Raw genomic sequence first — 23,274 nt, 5'->3', positions numbered from 1 at the left:
TTAAATTATTAAAGCATTCATGCACTCTGGTTCCGCTGATCTCGGATTTATGAGCCAGTTTAAGATACAGAAAAAGGAGAATCGAAATGGGATTAAATTTAGTAAATGAAATTACAAAATCTCAAATGCGTACAGATATCCCTGAATTCCGTTCAGGTGTAACAGTTCGCGTTGACGTGCGTATCCAAGAAGGTGGAAAAACACGTATCCAAGCTTTTGAAGGGCTTGTTATCAAACGTACAGGAAGCGGAATCGCTGAAATGTTCACAGTTCGTAAAATGTCTTCAGGTGTTGGAGTTGAACGTACTTTCCCAGTACACTCACCAATTATCGACAGCGTAACAGTATTGCGTCGTGGTAAAGTTCGTCGTAGTAAACTATACTACCTACGTGAGCGTTCAGGTAAATCAGCACGTCTTAAAGAAATTCGTTAAGAAGTTCGCTAATAGCCGTATTTATACGGCTTTTTCTTTATTGTTTCCAAAGGAGTCACAACTATGCGAGAAAAACAAGATGATAAATTTTTACTCTTAATCAAAGATTTTATTAAGAGTTTAATAATTAGTTTAATTGCTGTCTTTATCATTACACAGTTTATTGCGAGACCAGTTCGTGTTGAGGGATTATCTATGTATCCAACCCTTAACGATAACGAATTTGGATTTTCTAATGTGATTGGATTGAAAGTTTCTGATATTGAACGATTTGATGTAGTTGTCGTTCACATGGAAGAAAAAAATAGAAACATCGTAAAGCGCGTTATTGGACTTCCAGGCGAGAAAATTCGTTATGAAAAAGATGTATTGTATGTCAATGACGTTGCAGTTGAAGAACCGTTTTTAGATAACCCGTTTAAACAAAAATGGGTCGAAGATAACGATCTTGTGTTTACTGCGGACGAACCGGAATTTATTGTTCCAGAAGGGCATTACTTTGTGCTCGGAGATAACCGCCGTAACTCGTCTGATTCACGTCAGTATGGTGCGTTTGCGTATGAAGAAATCATTAGTAAGGGTGTGTTTGTATTCTTGCCCTTAAATAAACTACGCCCAGTAGGAAGGTAGATAATATGTCACAAGTTCATTGGTATCCAGGACATATGGCAAAAGCCATGCGTCTTATCGAAGAACAATTAAAAGTGGTTGATTTTGTCATTGAGTGTCGTGATGCACGAGCGCCTATGTCAACCCGAAATCCAGCTCTATCATACTCAATTGGACAAAAGAAACGTCTCATTGTTTTAACTAAGAAAGATTTAGCTGAGCCCCGAGAAACTGAAAAATGGGTAAAGCATCTTGAAGATGAAGGCCATGAGGTATTGGTGGTCAATGTGCTTCAAGATGACGTAAAAAAACTCATGGTTGAAAAAACAGATATCGTGATGGCAGAAAAACGTCAACGAGATGAGCGTCGTGGCATTCGTCCTCGCCCAGCACGAGCATTAATCGTAGGTGTCCCAAATGTTGGAAAATCCAGTATCATTAATAAAATTGCGTCACGAAAAGCCGCGGGTGTTGAAAATCGTCCGGGTGTGACTCAAGCACTAAAACTCATTAAAGTAACCGAACAACTCGAGTTGGTCGATACTCCAGGTGTTTTATGGCCGAAATTTGAGTCTGAGACAATGGGTATTCATTGTGCACTCATTGGATCAATTAAAGAAACAGGATATCCAATTGAACTCGTTACAAATTATGCGCGCGATTACTTCTTGCAAGAAAATCGTGAGGTATTAATTGAGCGATACAATATGAAAGATTTTGATATTATGACATTCTATCCTCAAATTGGAATTCATCGTGGATATATCAAAGAAGGTGGCGATGTAGAATTAGATCGAACTCGTAGCACGTTCTTGAGTGATATTCAAAATGGAAAACTGGGACGGATAACATGGGATCGCTTATAGACGAGTTTGAAAACATACTGTGGCAAGAAAATCATAGTGTGTGTGGAATTGATGAAGCTGGACGTGGTCCGATGGCGGGTCCTTGCGTAGTTGCTGGAGTCATATTTCCAAAGAACTATTATCATGCAGACATTAATGATTCAAAAAAATTATCGCCTAAGAAGCGTGATGAACTCGTCTCATTAATTAAAGAACATGCTTTGTGGTACAAAGTTGTAGTGGTTGATGTTGATCAGATTGATTTGCACAATATTTATCGAGCAACACAAATGGCAATGGAAGAAATTGCGAACTTTGCACCGGCAAGCTATATCTTGACTGATGCAATGCCCCTTTTGGATTCTCGACAACCATTCGAGTCTATTGTCAAAGGAGACGCGCGTTCTATGTCAATTGCTGCCGCTAGTGTCCTTGCTAAAACGTATCGAGATGCATTAATGGTTGAACTTGACCGGATGTATCCAGAATATGGCTTTGCTAAGCACAAGGGCTATGGTACGAAGGCACATCGTGAAGCCATCTTAAAATATGGTCGTACGAAACACCATCGTAAAACATTTAAATTTAAAGATGAGGAACAAATATCACTAGATATTTAGGACTTATCTTTTTTTATAACTATTTGTTATGGGTGATAGTTATGAGAAATTATATAAAAAATGTTGCAATTTTGTACAAAGGTGATTATGCTAAAATGCACCGGCATCTCCTTGAAAAGAAGTCTGTAGCCAATTATTCGTGTGTAGACACGTTTGTGACAATTGTGGATCCATCCTATCCAAAACGTCTGTTGGAGTTAGACCAACCACCATTCATTTTGTTTTATCAAGGTGATGTGAGTTTACTGAACAGTTCGTGTGTTGGTGTTGTTGGTAGCCGTAAGCCCTCTTCATATGCCGTTCAAGCAACGTATGAAGCGGTTGCGGTACTACGAGAACGCTACACAATAGTTTCGGGTTTAGCGTATGGCATTGATGTATGTGCCCATCTGAGTGCAATACATCATCATACAATTGCGGTAGTAGCATGTGGTTTGGATATATGTTATCCAGTTGCTCACCGTGATATCTTCAATCAACTAGGGAAGGATCATCTCATTATTTCGGAATATCCTAGAGGTGTGAATCCTGAGCGGTATCATTTTCCGTTTCGGAATCGTATCATCGCAAGTTTAAGTAAATGTATATACATTATGAGTGCGCGTCAAAAAAGTGGTACAATGGGTACTGTTGACATTGCGTTATCATTAAATCGCGAAATTGTCGTCCTTCCACATCCAATTCATGATGAATCTGGATGCGGTTGTAACCAACTCATTCAAGAAGGTGCGACGGTATTGACAAATATTAAAGAATTATCCAATATATAAATAAGGAGTGACAACTATGAAAAATCTGGTAATTGTTGAGTCACCATCAAAATCAAAAACGATAGAAAAATATTTGGGAAGTGACTTTGAAGTCGTTTCATCCAAAGGCCATATTCGTGATCTTGCCACACGTGGTAAAGATGGTTTAGGTGTCGATTTTGAAAATGAGTTTGAACCAACATACAAAATTAGTAAAGACAAAAAAGATGTCGTAAAAGAATTAAAAGCGAAAGTTAAAAAAGTAGATAATGTTTATCTTGCAACTGACCCCGATCGTGAAGGGGAAGCCATTTCATGGCATTTGGCAGATGAATTGGGAATTGACACGGATTTAACCAATCGTGTTGTTTTTAATGAAATTACAAAAGATGCAGTTCTAAGTGCTTTTGAAAAGCCACGTAAAATCGATATGGACTTAGTCAAATCACAGGAAACACGTCGTATTCTTGACCGAATTATCGGTTTTAAACTTTCGAAATTACTTCAATCAAAAATTAAGAGTAAAAGTGCTGGTCGTGTTCAGTCCGTTGCTTTAAAACTGATTGTCGATCGTGAAAAAGAAATCGATGCATTTATTCCTGAAGAGTACTGGTCAGTCTTGGCGTTCTTTGAGAATCAAGAATACCTTATTGAAACAAGTGCTGAACGTTATAAAGGAAAAAAACTCGAAATAAAAAATGCTGAAGCGGCTCAAGTCGTATATGATGCGGTTCAAGGCGAATTTACGATTACAAAACTTGAGAAAAAAGAACGTAAGAAAGATTCGAAATTACCATTTATTACATCAACGCTACAACAAGAAGCTTCAACGCGACTTGGTTTTGCAGCGAAGAAAACGATGCGTGTTGCACAAAAACTCTATGAGGGTATTCAAATGGGGTCAGAAGCAGAAGGTTTGATTACTTATATGCGTACCGACTCAACCCGTCTTAGTGACTCATTTGTTTCGGATGCGAAAGCATATATCTTAAAAACACATGGCAAAGAATACGTTGGTAAATACCGTGAAGGTAAAAAGAATGATAATGCACAAGATGCCCATGAGGCAATCCGCCCAACAAGCATTGATCGTACACCAGAATCCGTAAAACAATATCTAACACCTGACGAGTATAAATTATATCGCTTTATCTATTATCGTGCTGTTGCATCACTCATGTCGGCTGCGAAATATGATGCGGTAAGTGTTGTTTTCAGTCAAAATGATTACGACTTTAATGGTAGTGGATCCACGTTGAAATTTGACGGTTACCTCAAAGTTTATGATTACGAGAAGAGTACCGATAAAATGCTCGGTGAACTTGATGAAGCGAAAGCCTATAAAGCTCGTAATATCGAACAAAACCAACACTTTACACAGCCACCATCTCGTTACACTGAAGCCCGTCTCATTAAAGAACTTGAGGAATTAGGCATTGGCCGTCCAAGTACTTACTCAATGATTCTTGATACTATCGTTTATCGAGCTTATGCGACATTTGGTGCGGTTTCTGATACATCGCGTACGAAAGTATTCAAACCTACAGAACAGGGTGTTTTAACTAATGATAGCCTTCAGTCACATTTCTCTGAAGTGATTAATGTTCACTATACAGCGGAAATGGAAAGTGAGTTAGATCAAATCGCAGATGGAGATATGAATAATATCGAAGCACTTCAACGATTTGTTGATAAATTCTATCCATTGCTTGCTGAAGCTGATGAAAAAATGGAAAAAGTTGAAGTCGAAAAAGTTGGCGAAGTATGTCCTCTAGATGGTGGAGAGCTTGTCTACCGTTTCGGACGTTATGGCAAGTTTATTGCTTGTGCGAATTTCCCAGAATGTCGCTATAATCGTGCTTTAGAGCAAGAAAGTCGTCCGGAACCAGAAAAAACGGGTGAACAATGTCCAGAATGTGGTAGTGATTTAGTGAAACGTAAGAGTCGTTATGGAACTTGGTTTGTAGGATGTTCATCATTCCCTAAATGTCGTTACATTCAACCCAATGAAAACAGTAAGAAAAAAGCAAAGAAAAAAGAGGCAGAAGATGAAACAAACGCAAGTTAGAGTTATTGGAGCAGGGTTAGCGGGTAGTGAAGCAGCATATCAATTAGCTAAGCGTGGATATCATGTTGAACTCGTTGAAATGCGACCTGTTAAAATGACACCTGCGCACGTTACTCAAAACTTTGCGGAGCTTGTATGCTCAAACTCATTTCGCTCCGACGACATTACGAATGCGGTGGGATTATTAAAACAAGAAATGAGAATGCTTGATAGCTTGATTATGCGCATGGGTGAACAGCATAAACTTCCTGCGGGAAGTGCCCTCGCCGTTGACCGTGTTGGATTCAGTGAAGCAGTATCTGAGGCAATTCGAGCAATGGAAAATATCCAAATCATAAATCAAGAAGTTGTAGAACTCGATGATATTCCAACAATTGTAGCTACTGGTCCTCTAACCTCTGATTCATTTTCGGAATACTTAATGAACTATTTGGGACAAAGTGAATTGCACTTTTATGATGCAATAGCACCTATTGTATCGGTAGAAGGCATTAACTTTGATATTGCATATCGGAAATCACGATATGACAAAGGTGATGGGCAAGATTATATTAACTGTCCGATGACGCGTGATGAGTTTGATGCATTTTATCGTGCAATTCTTGAGTCAGAAGAAGCAGCAGCCCGTGATTTTGAAGACATTAAAGTATTTGAAGGGTGTATGCCAGTTGAAGTTATGGCTCGTCGTGGCATCAAAACGATGCTATTTGGTCCACTTAAACCAGTTGGTCTTGAGAAACCTGATGGGACACGTCCTTATGCCGTGGTTCAATTGCGTCAGGATAATGCTGCGGGTTCTCTTTACAACTTAGTAGGATTCCAAACACGCCTTAAGTGGAGTGATCAAAAAAGAATCATCCAAATGATTCCCGGGCTTGAAAATGCTGAGATTGTACGTTATGGTGTAATGCACCGAAATACATTCATTAAATCACCACTAATTCTTAATAAGCACTTTCAAACGCTGAAGCGTGACTCCTTGTTCTTCGCAGGACAAATTAGTGGTGTCGAAGGGTATGTAGAATCGGCCGCAAGCGGATTGTTTGCTGCTTTGAATATGATTCACTATCTTGAAGGAAAAGAGCTTATTGATTTATCTACTGAAACTGTTATGGGTTCGATGGCACAGTATATTGCGAATGCGAATCCCAATCATTTCCAACCTATGAATGCTAACTTTGGTCTTTTAGGGAACCGACTTAAAGATCGTGAAGCGATGGCAATTCGTAGTCAGGAACATATTAATCATTTACTTGAACAATTATCTTGATGAATTCTTGAGACACATTGCGCTGACAAACACATCTTCGGATCATACGACGGATGCCTATCACCGTGATGTGTCTCAATTTTTAGAGTTTATCGGTTCAGATTACGATGTTCTAAATTTACCCCAAGAAGTAGCGTATGGATTTCTGAGTGAATTGTACGAAGGCAGACTTTCATCAGCAAGTGTTGCGCGAAAGGTTTCAAGCCTACGTTCATTTTTAAAATTCTTACAACTTAACTATGGTGCTTTAAACAATCCGTTTACACTTATTAAAGTTAAATCAAGAAGTCGTAAGTTACCAGACTTTCTGATGTATGATGAAATTGAAAAATTACTTTTGAGTTGCGAGAACAATAGTTTGGGTGTCCGAAATCAAATGATTATTGAAGTTATGTATGCAGCTGGATTACGTGTCAGTGAAGCGGTCGATCTTCGCATCTCAGATCTTGATTTAGGGGCACGAACAATTCGTGTTATCGGAAAAGGTAACAAAGAGCGTCTCTTGTTTATCTATCCAGAACTTGTGCCAAAGCTAAGACGATATATCGAGTTTTATAGATCGTCTTTAGTTCATGAGAATGTTGAACAACTCTTTGTAAATAATTCGGGGAAACCTTTAACACCTCGGGGTATACAGTACATTCTCGAAAAACAAGGGGAGAAAGCAGGCCTACGGAAAAAAGTCCACCCCCATATGCTAAGACATAGTTTCGCGACCCACTTATTGGATAATGGTGCAAGCCTGCGGGTTGTACAAGAACTACTCGGACATGAATCATTGAGTACAACTCAGATTTATACTCATGTATCGATTCAAAAAATTCGTGAAGCGTATGATGCGGCAATGAAACAATTGCCACTCACATAATCTAACATTGTGCTATCGTTTTACTAACACAATAAATGTGTATACTCGTAGGTGTAAGAGATAATACATCTTACTAAGTATGAATATTTCTTCTCCTATCAGAAATAACAAGCATACACATATTCTTTCCCCAAAAATATGAAAAAAGCACTGTGTCCCCAACATAGTGCTTTTTTGTATATAAAAAAACCTCTTGGTGAGAAGAGGTTTAAAGTGTTTGATTTTTCGAGTCTAGCATCGCAATGACATCATCCAGTGCATTTTGAATATTTGCAAGGTCACATGGTTTTTGTTCAATTCCAGCAAAAGCTTGTTTGACCGCACTGTGTTTGCAAATTGTATTTGCGATACTCTCAGATAATGCGAGATGAACTTTGCGTTTATCGTCAAGATCTTCCTGGCGTGTGATTATATCCCGTTCTACAAGATTTTGTACAATTTTGGAAACAGCACTTTTCTTCATGCCTAAGCGACTGTAGAGACTGGTTAAATCTGTATCAGGATGAACTGCAAGATCCATCAGCACAAGGTACTCTGAGGTATTGTAGCCCAATAATCTTGCTTGTTCGTTTAAGTTGTTATTCATCATTTGGTGAATGACTAGTAATTTATCATAAATAATAGAAAGATCGTTGGTGTCCATAATTACCCCCTTTTTTTATAATTAACGAATTGTTTTAAATGCTTTAGCCCAAAGAAGGACTTGATCGAACATTTTCTCAGCATTAACGGTATGGTAGTCATGTGGTTTAAACACTGACATGTTTTCAAAATCTGCCATTAATGAGAATGTTACCATTGTTCGTACTGAAGCCATTTCTTGTTCAGCTGCGACTAAGCGTATTGTTTGAATTGCAGATAAACCGCCGAGTCCGCCATAAGCAACATATCCGACTGGTTTATTGTGTACTTCTGGATGTAAATAGTCAAGTGCATTTTTTAATGCTCCAGGAACTGCACGATTGTATTCTGCAGTAATAATAACATATCCGTCGAATGAAGCGATCTTTGATGACCAATTTTGGATTGCTTGTCCTTGAGCTTCTGTGGGTTGTGTTCCTAAAAGTGGTAGGTCATAATCTTTAAGGTCAACGAGTTCATATGTAACATTCTCGTCAGAACGAGTCGCTGCATAATCCATTACCCATTTTCCTACGGCTTGGCCATTGCGTCCTTCGCGAACGCTTCCTAAAATAACTCCGATATTCATAGTGTGTACCTCCTGTTAGTTTTTGTATCACGAACTATGCTAGTAGTGTAATTCAAAAATAGTCCACTTTTCAACTAACTTGCTCACAATAATTTTTTTTACGATGATTTCAAACAAAAAAAGGAAGTTTTAGCACTTTGGCGTTGACACTGCTAAACTCGTGTACTATAATAATAACAGGCACAGAAATGTGTGTTTAGGAGGCGAGAAATAATATGCTAACACCGCGTAAAGTAGAAATATTTAAAGCGATTGTTACGGAATTTATTAACTCAGCGGAACCAATTGGTTCGAATACACTGATTGATAAATTTAACTTACCGTACTCGTCTGCGACGATACGCAATGAAATGTCAGATCTAGAAAAAATGGGACTTATTGAAAAGACACATACATCGTCTGGAAGGGTTCCTTCGACAAAAGGTTATCGTTTCTACGTTGAGCATCTCATGGAAGATCAAGAGAATGCCAGCGTTGAGCATGCGATTGCCCAAGTCTTTTCTGACCGTCGTTTAGATATCGATGAAGCCATTCGTCAAAGTAGTGATATTATCTCACATATGACCAACTTAACAGCTGTTGTGTTAGGTCCTAGTGCAGAAGCTGAAATTCTGAAAAGTGTTCAGCTGATTCCATTAAATGAATTATCAGCGATGGCAGTCTTTGTTACAGAGACTGGACATGCAGAGAATCGAATCTTTAATTTTGAACAACAAGTTAGTATTGAAGATATCGAACAATGCACAATTATCCTTAACGAGCGTTTAAAAGGTTCGCGTTTGGGTGATGTCGTTGAAAAAATGGAAAGCATTCGTCCTTTGCTAGCTGCGAAGTTACACCAATATGAGGTGCTGTTTGAGGCCTTTGTAGGTGCATTTGTGAAGTTTGCCCAAAGTGAAGTTTACTTAAGTGGTGAACATAATATGCTCTATCAACCAGAGTTCTCAAATATTGAGAAATTGAGACAGCTCATGGCCATGTTGGAAAACAGCCAAATGTGGCAAGAACTCTCAATTAATCATGAGAATATTCGACTCCAAAAAGGAACGCATAGTGAATTAATGTGGGTCGATGATATGGCGGTTGTATCAAGCACCTTAAAACTTGGTGATGATTCTGAACACCAGTTGATGGTAGTTGGTCCAAACCGTATGGAATACGGCAGAGTCGTGTCGCTCATTGATTACGTCTCAGAATTGGTAAATGAAGTGTATGGGAAAGGTGGTCCAAATGAACGAAACGAAGAATGAAACAACAAATGAAGAAAATTTAGAAACAGAAGCTGTAGTTGCTGAAAAAGTAGAAGAGGCAACTGAAGAGCCAACGTTAGAAGAAATCAATGAAGCATTATTGCTTGAAATTGAAACATTAAAAAATGATTATCTTAAAACGTTTGCAGATACAGAAAACTTGAAGAAACGATTACAACGCGAACATGAACAAACACGTAAGTATCGTATTCAAAGTTTTGCATTGAGTGTCCTCCCAGTGATTGATAACTTGGAGCGCGCTTTAAGTCAAGATACAAGTGATGAAGCCTTCCGTGAAGGTGTAAAAATGATTTATGATCAGCTCATGGCTTCATTGCAAGCAGAGGGTGTTGAACCAATCGAAGCATTGAACCAACCCTTTGATCCAAATATTCATCAAGCGATGATGATGGAAGAAGTCGAAGGTGTAGAACCGAACACCGTCGTTATGGAATTACAAAAAGGTTATATGTTAAAAGATCGCATTTTACGTGCGAGTCTTGTAAAAGTGAGTCAGTAAAGGAGAATATAAATTATGAGTAAAGTAATTGGAATTGACTTAGGAACAACAAACTCAGCTGTCGCTGTCATGGAAGGCGGCGAAGCTAAAGTTATTACAAACCCAGAAGGAAATCGTACAACGCCTTCAGTCGTAAGTTTTAAAAACGGAGAGCGTATCGTTGGGGATGCCGCAAAACGTCAAGTTGTAACGAACCCAAACTCAGCAGTATCCGTTAAACGTTTAATCGGTACAGGTGAAAAAGTACATCTTGAAGATAAAGACTATACACCTGAAGAAATCTCGGCAATGATTTTGTCATACATTAAATCATATGCGGAAGATTATCTTGGAGAAAAAGTAACAAAAGCTGTTATTACAGTACCAGCATACTTCAACGATGCTCAACGTCAAGCAACAAAAGATGCGGGACGTATTGCAGGCTTAGAAGTAGAACGTATTATTAACGAACCAACAGCTGCAGCATTAGCTTTTGGTATCGATAAAACAGATATCGAACAAAAAGTATTAGTCTTTGACTTAGGTGGTGGTACCTTTGACGTTTCAATCTTAGAATTAGCAGATGGAACTTTCGAAGTATTATCAACTGCAGGTGATAACAAACTTGGTGGAGATGATTTTGACCACATTATCGTTGATCATTTAGTAGCACTTTTCAAAAAAGAAAATGGCATTGATTTAGCAAATGATAAAATGGCGATGCAACGTCTCAAAGAAGCTGCTGAAAAAGCGAAAAAAGACTTATCATCAACTGTAAATGCACAAATTTCATTACCATTTATCTCAGCTGGTGAAGCAGGACCACTCCATTTAGAAACAACATTATCACGTGCTAAATTTGAAGAAATGACAAAACACTTAGTGGAACGCACAATGATTCCTGTACGCCAAGCATTGAAAGATGCAGGCTTAACACGAAATGACATTCATCAAGTTCTCTTGGTTGGTGGATCAACACGTATTCCAGCTGTCGTTGAAGCTGTAAAATCAGAACTTGGTAAAGAACCAAACAAATCTGTAAACCCTGATGAAGTTGTTGCTATGGGAGCAGCTATTCAAGGTGGTGTTATCTCAGGTGATGTTAAAGACGTCTTACTATTAGACGTAACGCCATTATCATTAGGTATCGAAACTGCAGGTGGCGTTATGACTGCAATGATCGAACGTAACACAACGATTCCAACATCGAAATCACAAGTCTTCTCAACCTATGCGGATAATCAACCAGCGGTAGATATTAATGTCTTACAAGGTGAACGTCCAATGGCGAAAGATAATAAATCTCTTGGTTTATTTAAACTTGATGGTATTGCACCAGCACGTCGCGGTGTTCCTCAAATCGAAGTTACATTTGATATCGATGTTAACGGTATTGTTAACGTGTCAGCACTTGATAAAGGTACTAACCAAAAACAATCAATCACAATTTCAAACAGTTCAGGATTAAGCGATGAAGAAATCGATCGTATGGTTCGTGAAGCTGAAGAAAATGCTGAAGCAGATGCTAAACTTCGTGAAGAAGCTGAGCTCAAAAACCGTGCAGAACAATTTATCAACCAAATTGATCAAACATTAGAAAATGAAGATGCAAACGTTGATGAGGCACAAAAAGAAGAAGTTAAGAAACTACGTGATGAATTACAATCAGCATTAGATGAAAATGATATGGATACATTGCGTGAAAAACTTGATGCGCTTGAACAAGCTGCTCAAGCGATGTCACAAGCAATGTATGAGCAACAAGCACAACAAGCAGGTGAAGCACAACCTGAAACTGATGAAACAGTTGTTGACGCAGAATTTGAAGAAAAGAATTAATGAATTTGAATACGGAGGTTAGATATGGCTAAACGCGATTATTATGAAGTCTTAGGTGTATCGAAAGGTGCATCTGATCAAGAAATTAAAAAGGCCTATCGTCAGCTTGCGAAAAAGTATCATCCAGATGTTAATAAAGAAGATGGAGCAGAAGCGCAATTTAAAGAGGTTCAGGAAGCATATGATATTCTTTCTGATAGTTCTAAACGTGCGAATTATGACCAATTCGGTCATGCTGCATTTGATCAAAATGCTGGATATGGTGGCGGTGGTGCTGCAGGCTTCGATGACTTTGGCGATATCTTTAGTTCCTTCTTTGGTGGCGGATTCGGTGGCGGCGGTACACGCCGTGCCGATCCAAATGCGCCACAAAAAGGTCAAGATCGCTTCATGAGTATGAACATTGACTTTATGGAATCTGTTTTCGGAGTTGAGAAAACAGTTACTTTAAACGTTGATGAACAATGTCATGTATGTCACGGAACAGGCGCCCATTCAAAAGAAGATATTAAAACATGTTCCCGTTGTAGTGGAACCGGTCAAACTGTAACACAACAACGTACACCGTTTGGTACATTCCAAACTGCGACAACATGTCCAGATTGTGGTGGAACGGGTAAAACAATCACGAAATTCTGTAAAGAATGTGGTGGTAAAGGATTCAATAGCAAACGTGTAAACGTTGATATTAAAATTCCTGCAGGTATTGCATCAGGACAACAACTTCGCGTCTCTGGCAAAGGGGAACGTGGTTTAAATGGTGGTCCTAATGGTGATCTCTTCGTAGAGATTGGTGTGAAACCGCATAAACACTTCAAACGTGATGGAAACAACATTCATATTCAAGTTCCGCTTTCTGTAGTTGATGCAGCACTGGGAACTGAAATTGATGTTCCTACAGTTCATGGAGATGTGACTCTCACAATTCCTGCTGGTACCCAACCAAACACGAAATTTAGAATGCGTGATAAAGGAATTAAAGATTTACGTTCCTCACGTATGGGAGACCAATTCGTAGAAGTTAAATTGGAAGTCCCAACAAAACTTTCACGTCAAGAACGTGAAACTTATGAAACACTAAGAGAAGAAAAAGGTGAGAGCGTCTTTGACCGTTTTAAAAACGCGTTCAAGTGATGCAAATCACTTTTCTTTAAACTATCAATTAGCACTCATAGAGTTTAATTGCTAAAACATAAAGGAGGTAAAGCAATGAACAACGATAACTTAACTGAAAAATCCCAACAAGCCATTATGGAGGCTGTAAACTACGCAACCGCAATGGGTCATAGTTCGCTGACACCACTTCATGTGATGAAAGCAATCTTAAACACCAATGACCTCGACATTATTCTTATGGAGAGCAATGTCGAGAAAGCTGCGTTATCCAATATAACCGAAGAGGCATTATCGCGTTTGCCTAAGGTTCAAGGAGCTCAGCTTGGTGCAAGCAATGAATTTGGTCAGATGATGATGAAAGCAACGGAATGGTCAAAGAAACAAGGGGATGTCTATGTATCCTTGTATGCAATTTTCTTAGCCATTGTGGAGTTAGAATCAATCTATAAAAATTTACTGCCTTACAATGAAGTAGAGAAAGTTATGCTTGAGCATCGCGGAGGTCGAACTATTGATTCACCGCAAGCAGAAAATAACATCGATGCACTCTTAAAATATGGTCGCGATCTCGTTAAAGATGTTCGTGACGGTAAAGTCGATCCAATCATTGGTCGTGATGATGAAATTCGTCGTGTTATCCAAATATTGAGTCGAAAAACAAAGAATAATCCAATTTTAATTGGTGAACCTGGGGTTGGTAAAACAGCAATTGCGGAAGGTCTAGCATGGCGTATTATGCGTGGTGATGTTCCGTACAGTTTGAAAAACAAACAGCTTATTGAGCTGGATATGGGATCTCTAATAGCAGGTGCAAAATATCGCGGTGAGTTTGAAGAGCGGCTCAAAGCGGTGCTTGAAGAAGTTGAGAAAGCAGACGGAAATATCATCCTCTTTATTGATGAGATTCATAATCTTGTTGGTGCAGGTAAAACAGAAGGATCCATGGATGCTGCAAATTTACTAAAACCGATGCTTGCGCGTGGTGAACTTCATTTGATTGGAGCAACCACATTTAATGAATACCGTCAAAATATTGAAAAAGATGCAGCACTAGAGCGTCGTTTCCAACGTGTTACAGTTTTAGAGCCAACTGTAGACGACACCATTTCCATCCTACGTGGACTTAAAGATCGTTTTGAATCTCACCATGGTGTTACCATATTGGACGAAGCGATTGTCGCCGCAGCGAAATTATCAGATCGATATATCACTGACCGATTCTTACCGGATAAAGCAATTGACTTGATTGACGAAGCGAGTGCTTCGATTCGAGTTGAGATGGAGTCAATGCCTGAGGCGTTGGATGAGTTAACACGTCGTATCCGTCAGCTTGAGATTGAAGAAATTTCATTGAAAGATGAAACGGATGATCGGGCACTTGACCGCTTAGATGAAATAGTCGAAGAGCTCAGTAATCTAAAAGAAGAACATGATATTCTATTCGCACAATGGGAAAAAGAAAAACAAGCTGTCGACGGTATGAAGGATGCTAAAGAAGAACTCGAGAAAGCAAAATTAGATTACGAGCGTGCTCAAAATGAAGCACGGTATGAAGATGCTGCTCGACTTCAGTATGAAACGATTCCGGCATTGGAGAAACAAATCCAAGCGGACAGTGAGCTTGAAAAAGAAGGTGGTATGATCCAAGAGGTCGTTACTGAAGAATTAATTGCTGAAATTATTTCGAAATGGACGGGTATCAACATTACCAAACTTGTAGCATCAGAACGAGAAAAACTCTTGAATCTTAAAGCTGAGCTTCAAAAATCTGTTAAGGGTCAAGATGACGCATTACAAATCGTAACGGATGCGATACTGCGTTCGAAAGCACAAATCCAAGACGAGAACCGTCCGTTAGGATCCTTTATGTTCTTGGGACCAACAGGTGTTGGTAAAACTGAAGTTGCCCGCGTCCTTGCTGAACAGTTGTTTGATGACCGAAATCAAATCATACGGATTGACATGAGTGAGTACATGGAAAAACACAGTGTGGCGCGTTTAATTGGTGCGCCTCCAGGATATGTTGGCTATGAACAAGGGGGACAATTAACGGAGCAAGTCCGTCGTCATCCTTACTCAATCGTGCTATTGGATGAAATTGAAAAGGCTCATCCAGACGTATTCAATGTCTTATTACAAATTCTTGATGATGGTCGGATCACAGATAGTAAAGGTGTAACAGTGGATTTTAAAAACACAATTATTATTATGACCTCAAACTTAGGAAGCCAGTTTGCATTTGAAAAGGATACATCAATCCGCAACAACAATTACATGCAAGCAGTTCAAAGTCACTTCAAACCAGAGTTCATCAACCGTATTGACGAGATCATTGTCTTTAATGCATTGAATGATGCGGTCTTACGTGATATTGCAATTAAGTTTGTTCACGAGTTGGCACTTCGTATTCAACATCGTGATATTAATTTAGACGTAACTTCGGAAGCTATCAATGCTATCGTTGAACAAGGAAGTGATGTAACTTACGGTGCGCGACCAATGAAACGTTTTATTCAACGTGAAATCGAAACACGTATCGCTTATTTACTAATTGAACAAGATGTTGCACCACACGCAACCATAGTTGTTGATGTTGAAGACGGTAAGTTTGTATTATCCGTAGTCAACGCAGCTGAATTACTAAATTAAGAACATCGAAAGACCGACACACGTCGGTCTTTTTTTTTGAAAAAAATATTTAAAACGATACATTCAGTCAATAAAAAATAAAAATGCCATAGCGATGCGCCACTAAATAGGGACATAATTTTGAAAAATATTGAAAACTTATACCAATTTATTGTGCTTTGAAAGTGCATGTGATATTCTTTTACCCTAATGAAAGGAGATAAAAAAGACGATAATTATAGCGCCCGGCTCAAAGAAGAGTGACGAGGAAAGAGGAGTATCGAATATCGGCGGATGCCTCTTCGGTTAATGGACCGTTAGATAAGGACAAAGACACAAAACCCTTATTAACCATTACAATGTTGATTCAATCATAATAATACGATCAACGACATTAAAACTTAAATATAATCATAATCGAAGGAGATTTTTTATGTGTGGAATTGTAGGATATGTCGGCGCACGAAATGCAGTCGATGTTTTAATTGCGGGCTTGTCTCATCTGGAGTATCGTGGTTACGATTCTGTAGGTCTTGCTGTTGCAACGGATACAGATTTTAGCACGGTCAAAGTATTGGGTCGTGTAGCAAACATTATTGAACCCAGTCGATCGGTTCAATCGCTTCAACCCTGTGTAGGAATTGCGCATACGCGGTGGGCAACTCATGGAAAACCAACGCAGCAAAATGCGCATCCACACCGTGGTAAATTGGTGACATTGGTTCATAACGGAATTATCGAAAACTACCAATCAATTAAACAGGAATTAATAAGCGAAGGGTATCAATTTGAATCTGAAACAGATACAGAAGTAGCAGCTAAGCTGCTAGATAGTATGTATTCGACGATCAAACATCCATTACAGACGATTCAAGCGTTTCTTAAGCGCATCGAGGGTTCATATGCAATTGCAGTGATGTTTGTAGATGTACCGAATACAATTTATGCTATCAGAAAGGGGAGTCCGCTCCTCATTGGAATTGGTAATCAAGAGTATTTCATTGCATCTGATATGACACCAATTTTGGACTATACTCGAGATTTTGTTTTATTGGATGAATCGAGTATTGCGATGATATCATCAAATAAGCTCGAAATCTTTGATGCTGGCAGTGGTGAAGAAATGCAATTTGATGTACAACATGCATCATGGAATATTGATGAAGTCGGCCTGCAAGGCGAAAAATTCTATATGATGAAAGAAATTATTGAACAGCCAAGTGTTGTGAGGCGGTCCCTGCAAAATCGTATTCAAGATGGATTCGCAAGTTTTGAGGCAGATGGAATTGACGACCTATTCTTTGAAGACATTGAGACGATTCATATTGTTGCTTGTGGTACTGCAATGCATGCAGGTTTAGTTGGTAAGCACTGGATTGAGACGCTTGCTCGTAAATCAGTAAATGTTGACGTTGCAAGTGAATTTCGTTATCGCAATCCAATTCTAAATCCCCAAGACTTAGTAATCGTTGTAAGTCAATCGGGAGAAACTGCGGATACACTAGCATGTTTAAGTTTAGCTAAATCTAAAAGTATTAGAACACTGGGAATCGTTAATGTCGATGGTTCATCAATTGCGCGTGATGTCGATGCATTGATATTAACAAAAGCAGGGATTGAACGCTCAGTCGCGAGTACCAAAGCATATATGAGTCAGATAACATGTTTCTATTTACTTGCACACAAATTATCCCAAACGTCGATCAACATGACAGATGTGAATACAATGTTAGATGCTATGGACACAATGATTCAACATAGAAACGATATTGAGGCAATCGTCCAGCCGTATATAAATTTGAACAGTGCGTTCTATGTGGGTAGAGGTTTGGATAGTGCCTTAGCAGTCGAAGGGTCTTTGAAACTTAAAGAGATTACATATATTCATAGTGAGGCTTATGCAGCGGGCGAACTCAAACACGGCAGCCTTGCCCTCATAGATGACCAAATATTAACGGTTGCAGTTGCAACGCAATCACATTTAATCGAAAAAACAATCAGTAACATTCAAGAGATAAAGGCACGAGATGGTCAAATTCTCTGTGTTATTATGGAAAAGGTGGCGTATCGATTGGATCCAGAGGATTCAATTATTACTATTCCAAATGTTCCGGCGTTGGTCGCACCTTTTGTGGCAATCATTCCATTGCAAGTCATTGCCTATATGATCAGTGACTTGAAAGGTCTTGATGTTGATAAACCTCGAAATCTTGCAAAATCAGTAACTGTAGAATAAACCAGTAATCAGTCCTCACTTTCTGATTACGCTGAACGACGAAAAGCGATATCCTGCTCGATATCGCTTTTTATTAAAAAAAGCACATCGAGAGATGTGCTTTATGATTATTTCTTTTTGAATGCTTTAAGTTTTTTGAGAATCTTCAACCAGTTAAAGAAGTTGTAAGCAAAGAATCCTGCTGATAATGCGATGAGGAGACTAAAGACTGTAGCTTCAATACCTTGGTAGCCACCAATTTCGAATTGTCTTGAAATTAAGACAAGAGCAACGAAAATTGGCAAAATGAAATCCATGAAGCGATCTGACTTGAGTGCACGGAGTGCTTCTTCGGATTCAAGTTTTGCATAATCAGTATCTGATATTTTGATGATTTGCTTGTCTTTCAGGAAGACAAACCGTTTGAACACTTCAAATCCAACAATTACGGCAACGGCAAATACAGTCACGGCAATTAATGGAAGTTTTAAAAGTCCAATCCCTAAAACAAAGAGTAAAGCCGCCCAAATATATTGTCCATCAAGCAAACGAACTTTAGTCATATCTCCTGCTTGAAGGTGATAGCCTTCTTGCTTGTTGGGAATCACTAAAATCAATCGGCGTCTCTTATCTTTGATAATACCAAATTGGTATAACTCTTCGAGTTCACTTAATCCATTTTTTTTCTTACTCATAGTATCTCCTAAATAACATCATGCGCTTTAAGGGCATGGTAGATTCCATCTTCATTTACTGGCTTGGTCACATATTTTGCTTTTTCTTGGACGTGAGCAACTGCATTTCCCATAGCAACAGAATAGGTTGCACCTGCGAGCGCATCCATATCATTTTCGCCATCTCCAAACATTGTGTAACGTGTTGTCTTTAAATGTCTATTTAGATGTTGAATTCCATTGTGCTTTCCGGATTCAATGCTCATAATTTCTGTATTTCCAAGTTGATCAAGAACGGTTATCGTATCTTTAAACATTTCCTCACGAAGTGCTTCAGGAATTGTGTCAAAAGCATACGACATTAAATTGAAGATTTTTTCATCATTGTACGCTTGAACTGGGTAGTAAGTATCAATGTGAAAATGTGCAAATGAATCAACAAGACGTTGATTGGGTTCGCTACTTAAAAAGAGGGTATCACCTTCCATTAAAAATGGACCATCATGGACTTTAAGTAAGTCATGAAGCCATGCTACAGGAAGTGGTGTTTCTTTAATAGTATTTAAAGAAGCATCTAAGATTTGTGAACCATTTGCGAGAACAAATCCATCCCATGGCATCATATCAACGACACCAACCTCATATGCGCCAGAAAGGCTACGTCCTGTACATAAAGCTATTTTGTAACCAGTGGCTTTTAATTGCTTTAAAGCTTCAATTGTAGATTCGGGAATTGTATGACTCTTATTGTCTAAGAGTGTCCCATCTACGTCAAAATAAAATATCTCTGAATTTTTCATTTTTATCACCTAACGTATTATACCACGTTTATGCAACGAAAAAGTTGGACTTATTAATTTCGTTAATAATTCATAACGAACATGATATGATATGTCTATGAAAATAGAAATTATATATTCAAACAGGAAAACACTAGCATTACATGTTAGAGATGGGGAAGTATTCGTACGGGCACCACATCAAACTCCAAAACCATTGATTGATTCATTTGTGAAAGAAAAAGAACATTGGATTATGAAGCATCTAGATGCGTATGAACCGGCAGGATTTACGTGGGAACAACCGTCGTTAAAGATATTTGGTACGACATACCCAATCACGTATTATGCCAGTGCTAAATTTGAGATTCAACTAGAAAAGGATACGGTAATATTAAGGTATCCGACATCATGGAGTGTGGATCGATTAGAACGTACGGTGCTTCTTCACCTTAAAGATTTGTTGGATAAACAGCTTGACGCTTTGGTGACGCACTATGCTTTGGCGCTGGGAATCCAAGTACCAAAGTATAAAATCAGAAAGTACAAGCGAATCTATGGTCGCTGTAACCGTGGTGGTGAGTTAGCCTTTAACACGTACCTCTTTCATGAAAATCACCGTTTCATTGAGTATGTCGTGTTGCATGAATGTGCACATATTTTAGAATTTAATCATAGTGCTGCTTTCTATGCAATTATTGAAAAACAAATGCCAGACTATAAATATGTAATTAAAGAACGCAAGGGGCGTTAGGAGACTATAATGTTGAAAGTTGGAACATATAACATTCGTTTATTAGCCAATGATGGTGTTGATTCTTGGAAATATCGGTCACAGTACTTAATAGAATCCTTGGAAAAGGATGCTTATGATGTGATTGGTTTACAAGAAGTAACACCAAAGCAATACCATGATTTGGCACAGATTCCCGGATATCGGCTTGTTGGACAGGCCCGTGAAGTTGATGGCTCAGGTGAAGCATCTCCCATTCTTTTTAATGAACAGACATTGGAATGCCTTGAGGATAAAACGTATTGGTTGTCCGATACACCTGATGTGCCAAGTAAATTTGAGAATTCAGCATGCAATCGTGTCGCAACGATTGCGACATTTCGAATTAAGAAATCAGATGTTGTCTTTCAATTTGCTTCATGTCACATTGACCATATTGTAACGGATGCACAAGCAAAACAAATATATGTTTTAACGACATTGATGGACAAAAACTTACCTGTGATCATCACTGGTGATTTTAACTTGACACCCGATGCAGCCCCGATTCAACTTTTAGAAGCAAAGTACCAAAGTGTTGCGAAAGATTCAAAGTTTGGAACGTTTAATGATTTTGATACTCAACAGGATGTCATGGATATGGAACGAATTGATTATATTTTCTTGGACGATTCATGGACAATTCATGCTAGTGATATTGTAGTCGCCGTAAACGAAAAAGGGCGTTATAATTCGGATCATTTTCCAGTTATAGGTGTAATTTCTCAAACATAAAAAAGAGTCGGATTATTCCGACTCTTTTTCTTGCGTGTGTGCATCAAAATCATTATGGGGGCGGTGTTGCTTATCAAATGCTTCTTGCATCATCACTTTCATTTCTCAAACATCACAACGCATGATATAGAGATGTTTGATTACGAAATACATAAAGATGACCGAGAATACAGGAAGAAGAATAGCTAAAAATGGTGTCATGTACAATGCCTCCTTTATTTTACTTGCTCTATAGATAGTATAGCATGGTGTTGTTTGCTATGTAATGGTTATTAATTGCCGATATAGTGGTCGATGAGTTCTTTATCAGGATCTATAAAGATACTTTTGTGAGTGGATAAACTTACGAGACCTAACTGACCACCTGGAATTTTTTTGATATTACGGGCTTGGGTATAGTGTACTTCAACGGAACTACCGAGTCTGCTCTTAGAAAAATAAGCTGCAAGGTGAGCACATAATCTAATCTTTTGTTCGTCCAATTCGGGCGTTTTGATTAAGACATGGGCGCCAAAGTCGTATGCAGCATGAAACCACATGTCATCTTTTCGTGCAAGCTTAAAGGTGATTGCATCATTTTGAATATTGTTTTTACCAACAAAGATAGTTGTTTCATCGTCATACACAATCGTTGTGTAATTTGGTTTTTTCTTCTTTTGTTGTGTTTGACGTCGTTTAAGTCGTCGTTGATGAACGATCCCTTGTGATACTAATTCTTCTTGAATTTCCTGTGCATCTTCAACGGATGCTTGTTCGACTTGAACTTGCAACCCTTCAAAATAATGAATCCGGGCTTCAGTTTTATCGATTTGTTCTTCTAAATAACGAATCGATGTTTTCGCTTTTTGGTACTTTTTGAAATAAAGTCGCGCGTTGTCTTTTCCAGAGTAACGAGGGTCCAACGGAATCGTGACTGGATTGCCACTAAAGTCTTCAAGCGTAATCTCGTTTTGCCCATTTGGAAGTGTGCTAGCGAAGGCGAAGAGAAGGTCTCCATATTCACGTAGATGATCACTGTCTAATGCCTTTTCTACATCTTCGTACAATCGTGGTAACTTTTGTTTGCTGCGTTTAAGTTCCCGTCGAATGAGTTTAACCAAATCTCCTGTTTGTGCTTTAATCCGGTCTTGTTCTTGTAAATCGTGGAAGAAAGCATCCAATCCTTCCATGATTGGAAATTCTTGATGTGGTTTATTGAGGTGCGTTAACGGGATGATATGAAAGTCATTATCATAAACATAAAGAGTTGTGGATGTCATCAGTTCTTGAACGATGGTATCGGCATCTTCGGTTTTTAGACGATGTGTCAACTCACGTTCAAGTAAAGGTGAAATACCATTAAATTGATTTCGTAATGCACTCTCAGGATCATATGTCGCTAAGTCCATGAATGACTTTTTATCAAATTGTGGTGGGTAATCATAGGTGCTTCCGCTTACAATTGCGCGTGACGTATTTTCAAAGGGAGAAATTCGTTTGAGGGCGTCCACAATAATGCCATTATCATCCACAATAATAACGTTTGCGTACTTCCCAAGAAGCTCGACAATTAATCGATACGGGCGAATCACGCCCATATCATCGCGATGTTCAACATGTATTTCAATGATTCGGTCAAAACCATATTGTTCAATTTTTGTAATAATACCACCATCTAAATGCTTACGCATCAAGGTGAGCATGTGTGTTTGGTCAATGTTCGTTGTAGGTTTTGATCGGGTCCATTGAACGCGACTAAATACCGGATGTGTTGAAATCATTAAATTCATTTTTTTACCAGCAAAACCATGAATTAAAAACTCGTGGTTTGACGGTTGGGTAATGCGATTAATTTTGATTGGACTCGATTCGTCCATTAAAGTAACAATGCGATGTAGTAAAACGCCATCTATAGCCATAGTATCAACCTCTCAAGTGATAGTATTATATCATACCGGTATGCGTCTCGAAAGCAAAGCACAGAATAACTGTAGAATTGGAGTATCATTCAAATGTATGAAATTTAATGTGTTAAATTGTCGCAGAATCACTGTAAAATACACGAGTTTAAAAGCATTTTAAGAGAAGCTGTGGTATAATAATAAAAATATTTAA

General features: G+C 38.6%; 21 protein-coding genes. 16 read left to right on the top strand and 5 right to left on the bottom strand.

Annotated elements, in window-relative coordinates; translation table 11 throughout:
• Positions 1–86 precede the first annotated feature (86 nt).
• The 8 genes from rplS (at position 87) to xerA (ending at position 7,463) form a co-directional block, all read left to right on the top strand.
• The gene (gene rplS / locus GVV19_RS05305) at positions 87–434 is read left to right on the top strand and encodes a 50S ribosomal protein L19 (RefSeq protein ID WP_159640184.1); all 348 of its coding nucleotides are present in this window, start codon (positions 87–89) and stop codon (positions 432–434) included.
• Positions 435–497: 63 nt separating this feature from the next.
• On the top strand, positions 498–1,064 hold the full coding sequence (lepB, locus tag GVV19_RS05300) for a signal peptidase I (RefSeq protein ID WP_159640187.1): 567 nt from the start codon (positions 498–500) through the stop codon (positions 1,062–1,064).
• A 5-nt stretch (positions 1,065–1,069) separates the two neighbouring features.
• A complete protein-coding gene (gene ylqF, locus GVV19_RS05295; RefSeq protein WP_159640190.1) occupies positions 1,070–1,909 on the top strand; it encodes a ribosome biogenesis GTPase YlqF in 840 nt (279 codons plus the stop codon).
• Positions 1,894–2,508 carry a ribonuclease HII gene (locus GVV19_RS05290; protein ID WP_159646058.1) on the top strand — a complete coding sequence of 205 codons (615 nt, stop codon included), beginning with the start codon at positions 1,894–1,896 and terminating at the stop codon, positions 2,506–2,508. Before ylqF ends, GVV19_RS05290 begins: the two co-directional genes overlap by 16 nt.
• Positions 2,509–2,549: 41 nt before the next feature.
• A complete protein-coding gene (dprA, locus tag GVV19_RS05285; protein WP_159646054.1) occupies positions 2,550–3,278 on the top strand; it encodes a DNA-processing protein DprA in 729 nt (242 codons plus the stop codon).
• A gap of 16 nt (positions 3,279–3,294) precedes the next feature.
• On the top strand, positions 3,295–5,325 hold the full coding sequence (gene topA / locus GVV19_RS05280; protein WP_159646051.1) for a type I DNA topoisomerase: 2,031 nt from the start codon (positions 3,295–3,297) through the stop codon (positions 5,323–5,325).
• Positions 5,306–6,595: a methylenetetrahydrofolate--tRNA-(uracil(54)-C(5))-methyltransferase (FADH(2)-oxidizing) TrmFO gene (gene trmFO / locus GVV19_RS05275; RefSeq protein ID WP_159646048.1), complete on the top strand. Its 1,290-nt coding sequence runs from the start codon at positions 5,306–5,308 to the stop codon at positions 6,593–6,595. The genes topA and trmFO overlap by 20 nt, the downstream gene beginning before the upstream one ends.
• A gap of 7 nt (positions 6,596–6,602) precedes the next feature.
• Positions 6,603–7,463: a site-specific tyrosine recombinase/integron integrase gene (xerA, locus tag GVV19_RS05270; protein ID WP_236262323.1), complete on the top strand. Its 861-nt coding sequence runs from the start codon at positions 6,603–6,605 to the stop codon at positions 7,461–7,463.
• A gap of 208 nt (positions 7,464–7,671) precedes the next feature.
• On the opposite strand, the gene GVV19_RS05265 is transcribed toward xerA, so the two are convergent.
• Complete coding sequence (locus GVV19_RS05265; protein WP_159640199.1) at positions 7,672–8,106, bottom strand: MarR family winged helix-turn-helix transcriptional regulator; 435 nt, start codon at positions 8,104–8,106, stop codon at positions 7,672–7,674.
• Positions 8,107–8,127: 21 nt separating this feature from the next.
• On the bottom strand, positions 8,128–8,673 hold the full coding sequence (locus tag GVV19_RS05260) for an NADPH-dependent FMN reductase (RefSeq protein WP_159646045.1): 546 nt from the start codon (positions 8,671–8,673) through the stop codon (positions 8,128–8,130).
• Positions 8,674–8,888: 215 nt separating this feature from the next.
• Between GVV19_RS05260 and hrcA the strand changes: the two genes are divergently transcribed.
• The 6 genes from hrcA to glmS all read left to right on the top strand — a co-directional run bounded on the left by hrcA (position 8,889) and on the right by glmS (position 18,241).
• Positions 8,889–9,923 (top strand): heat-inducible transcriptional repressor HrcA, encoded by a 1,035-nt coding sequence (hrcA, locus tag GVV19_RS05255; RefSeq protein WP_159638764.1) that lies wholly within the window; start codon positions 8,889–8,891, stop codon positions 9,921–9,923.
• Positions 9,904–10,443 carry a nucleotide exchange factor GrpE gene (gene grpE, locus GVV19_RS05250; RefSeq protein ID WP_166083019.1) on the top strand — a complete coding sequence of 180 codons (540 nt, stop codon included), beginning with the start codon at positions 9,904–9,906 and terminating at the stop codon, positions 10,441–10,443. The genes hrcA and grpE overlap by 20 nt, the downstream gene beginning before the upstream one ends.
• Before the next feature lie 15 nt (positions 10,444–10,458).
• Entirely contained in the window at positions 10,459–12,261 is a 1,803-nt protein-coding gene (gene dnaK, locus GVV19_RS05245) for a molecular chaperone DnaK (protein WP_159638760.1), read from the top strand.
• Between the two features lie 24 nt (positions 12,262–12,285).
• On the top strand, positions 12,286–13,395 hold the full coding sequence (gene dnaJ, locus GVV19_RS05240) for a molecular chaperone DnaJ (RefSeq protein ID WP_159638758.1): 1,110 nt from the start codon (positions 12,286–12,288) through the stop codon (positions 13,393–13,395).
• A 75-nt stretch (positions 13,396–13,470) separates the two neighbouring features.
• Positions 13,471–16,026, top strand: a complete 2,556-nt coding sequence (locus GVV19_RS05235; RefSeq protein WP_159646042.1) for an ATP-dependent Clp protease ATP-binding subunit — start codon at positions 13,471–13,473, stop codon at positions 16,024–16,026.
• Positions 16,027–16,438: 412 nt separating this feature from the next.
• Positions 16,439–18,241 carry a glutamine--fructose-6-phosphate transaminase (isomerizing) gene (glmS, locus tag GVV19_RS05230; RefSeq protein ID WP_159646039.1) on the top strand — a complete coding sequence of 601 codons (1,803 nt, stop codon included), beginning with the start codon at positions 16,439–16,441 and terminating at the stop codon, positions 18,239–18,241.
• Positions 18,242–18,348: 107 nt separating this feature from the next.
• On the opposite strand, the gene GVV19_RS05225 is transcribed toward glmS, so the two are convergent.
• Together GVV19_RS05225 and GVV19_RS05220 are read right to left on the bottom strand one after the other, a co-directional pair.
• Positions 18,349–18,915, bottom strand: coding sequence for a hypothetical protein (locus tag GVV19_RS05225; RefSeq protein WP_159638752.1), 567 nt, complete (start codon positions 18,913–18,915; stop codon positions 18,349–18,351).
• A gap of 8 nt (positions 18,916–18,923) precedes the next feature.
• A complete protein-coding gene (locus GVV19_RS05220) occupies positions 18,924–19,694 on the bottom strand; it encodes an HAD-IIB family hydrolase (RefSeq protein ID WP_159646036.1) in 771 nt (256 codons plus the stop codon).
• Positions 19,695–19,791: 97 nt separating this feature from the next.
• Here GVV19_RS05220 and GVV19_RS05215 point away from each other — a divergent pair, with 97 nt between their 5' ends.
• Together GVV19_RS05215 and GVV19_RS05210 are read left to right on the top strand one after the other, a co-directional pair.
• Positions 19,792–20,427 carry a M48 family metallopeptidase gene (locus GVV19_RS05215; protein ID WP_159646033.1) on the top strand — a complete coding sequence of 212 codons (636 nt, stop codon included), beginning with the start codon at positions 19,792–19,794 and terminating at the stop codon, positions 20,425–20,427.
• A gap of 9 nt (positions 20,428–20,436) precedes the next feature.
• Positions 20,437–21,180: an endonuclease/exonuclease/phosphatase family protein gene (locus tag GVV19_RS05210; RefSeq protein WP_159646030.1), complete on the top strand. Its 744-nt coding sequence runs from the start codon at positions 20,437–20,439 to the stop codon at positions 21,178–21,180.
• A gap of 272 nt (positions 21,181–21,452) precedes the next feature.
• On the opposite strand, the gene GVV19_RS05205 is transcribed toward GVV19_RS05210, so the two are convergent.
• The gene (locus tag GVV19_RS05205; RefSeq protein WP_159646027.1) at positions 21,453–23,078 is read right to left on the bottom strand and encodes an Rqc2 family fibronectin-binding protein; all 1,626 of its coding nucleotides are present in this window, start codon (positions 23,076–23,078) and stop codon (positions 21,453–21,455) included.
• Positions 23,079–23,274 lie beyond the last annotated feature (196 nt).

Source organism: Erysipelothrix anatis (genome assembly GCF_009828745.1).
GTDB classification, from domain to species: domain Bacteria; phylum Bacillota_I; class Bacilli_A; order Erysipelotrichales; family Erysipelotrichaceae; genus Erysipelothrix; species Erysipelothrix anatis.
The sequence above is the reverse complement of the archived record's forward strand: the minus strand, read 5'-3'. Positions and strand labels throughout refer to the sequence as shown.

What these genes read in the sequence shown, in the direction of transcription:
- dnaK (WP_159638760.1), top strand. Translation starts at nt 10,459, where the DNA reads ATGAGTAAAGTAATTGGAATTGACTTAGGAACAACAAACTCAGCTGTC.
- topA (WP_159646051.1), top strand. Translation starts at nt 3,295, where the DNA reads ATGAAAAATCTGGTAATTGTTGAGTCACCATCAAAATCAAAAACGATA.
- lepB (WP_159640187.1), top strand. Translation starts at nt 498, where the DNA reads ATGCGAGAAAAACAAGATGATAAATTTTTACTCTTAATCAAAGATTTT.
- GVV19_RS05235 (WP_159646042.1), top strand. Translation starts at nt 13,471, where the DNA reads ATGAACAACGATAACTTAACTGAAAAATCCCAACAAGCCATTATGGAG.
- GVV19_RS05260 (WP_159646045.1), bottom strand. Translation starts at nt 8,673, where the DNA reads ATGAATATCGGAGTTATTTTAGGAAGCGTTCGCGAAGGACGCAATGGC.
- GVV19_RS05265 (WP_159640199.1), bottom strand. Translation starts at nt 8,106, where the DNA reads ATGGACACCAACGATCTTTCTATTATTTATGATAAATTACTAGTCATT.
- grpE (WP_166083019.1), top strand. Translation starts at nt 9,904, where the DNA reads ATGAACGAAACGAAGAATGAAACAACAAATGAAGAAAATTTAGAAACA.
- GVV19_RS05220 (WP_159646036.1), bottom strand. Translation starts at nt 19,694, where the DNA reads ATGAAAAATTCAGAGATATTTTATTTTGACGTAGATGGGACACTCTTA.
- GVV19_RS05205 (WP_159646027.1), bottom strand. Translation starts at nt 23,078, where the DNA reads ATGGCTATAGATGGCGTTTTACTACATCGCATTGTTACTTTAATGGAC.
- GVV19_RS05215 (WP_159646033.1), top strand. Translation starts at nt 19,792, where the DNA reads ATGAAAATAGAAATTATATATTCAAACAGGAAAACACTAGCATTACAT.
- GVV19_RS05210 (WP_159646030.1), top strand. Translation starts at nt 20,437, where the DNA reads ATGTTGAAAGTTGGAACATATAACATTCGTTTATTAGCCAATGATGGT.
- trmFO (WP_159646048.1), top strand. Translation starts at nt 5,306, where the DNA reads ATGAAACAAACGCAAGTTAGAGTTATTGGAGCAGGGTTAGCGGGTAGT.
- ylqF (WP_159640190.1), top strand. Translation starts at nt 1,070, where the DNA reads ATGTCACAAGTTCATTGGTATCCAGGACATATGGCAAAAGCCATGCGT.
- rplS (WP_159640184.1), top strand. Translation starts at nt 87, where the DNA reads ATGGGATTAAATTTAGTAAATGAAATTACAAAATCTCAAATGCGTACA.
- GVV19_RS05290 (WP_159646058.1), top strand. Translation starts at nt 1,894, where the DNA reads ATGGGATCGCTTATAGACGAGTTTGAAAACATACTGTGGCAAGAAAAT.
- glmS (WP_159646039.1), top strand. Translation starts at nt 16,439, where the DNA reads ATGTGTGGAATTGTAGGATATGTCGGCGCACGAAATGCAGTCGATGTT.
- dprA (WP_159646054.1), top strand. Translation starts at nt 2,550, where the DNA reads ATGAGAAATTATATAAAAAATGTTGCAATTTTGTACAAAGGTGATTAT.
- GVV19_RS05225 (WP_159638752.1), bottom strand. Translation starts at nt 18,915, where the DNA reads ATGAGTAAGAAAAAAAATGGATTAAGTGAACTCGAAGAGTTATACCAA.
- hrcA (WP_159638764.1), top strand. Translation starts at nt 8,889, where the DNA reads ATGCTAACACCGCGTAAAGTAGAAATATTTAAAGCGATTGTTACGGAA.
- dnaJ (WP_159638758.1), top strand. Translation starts at nt 12,286, where the DNA reads ATGGCTAAACGCGATTATTATGAAGTCTTAGGTGTATCGAAAGGTGCA.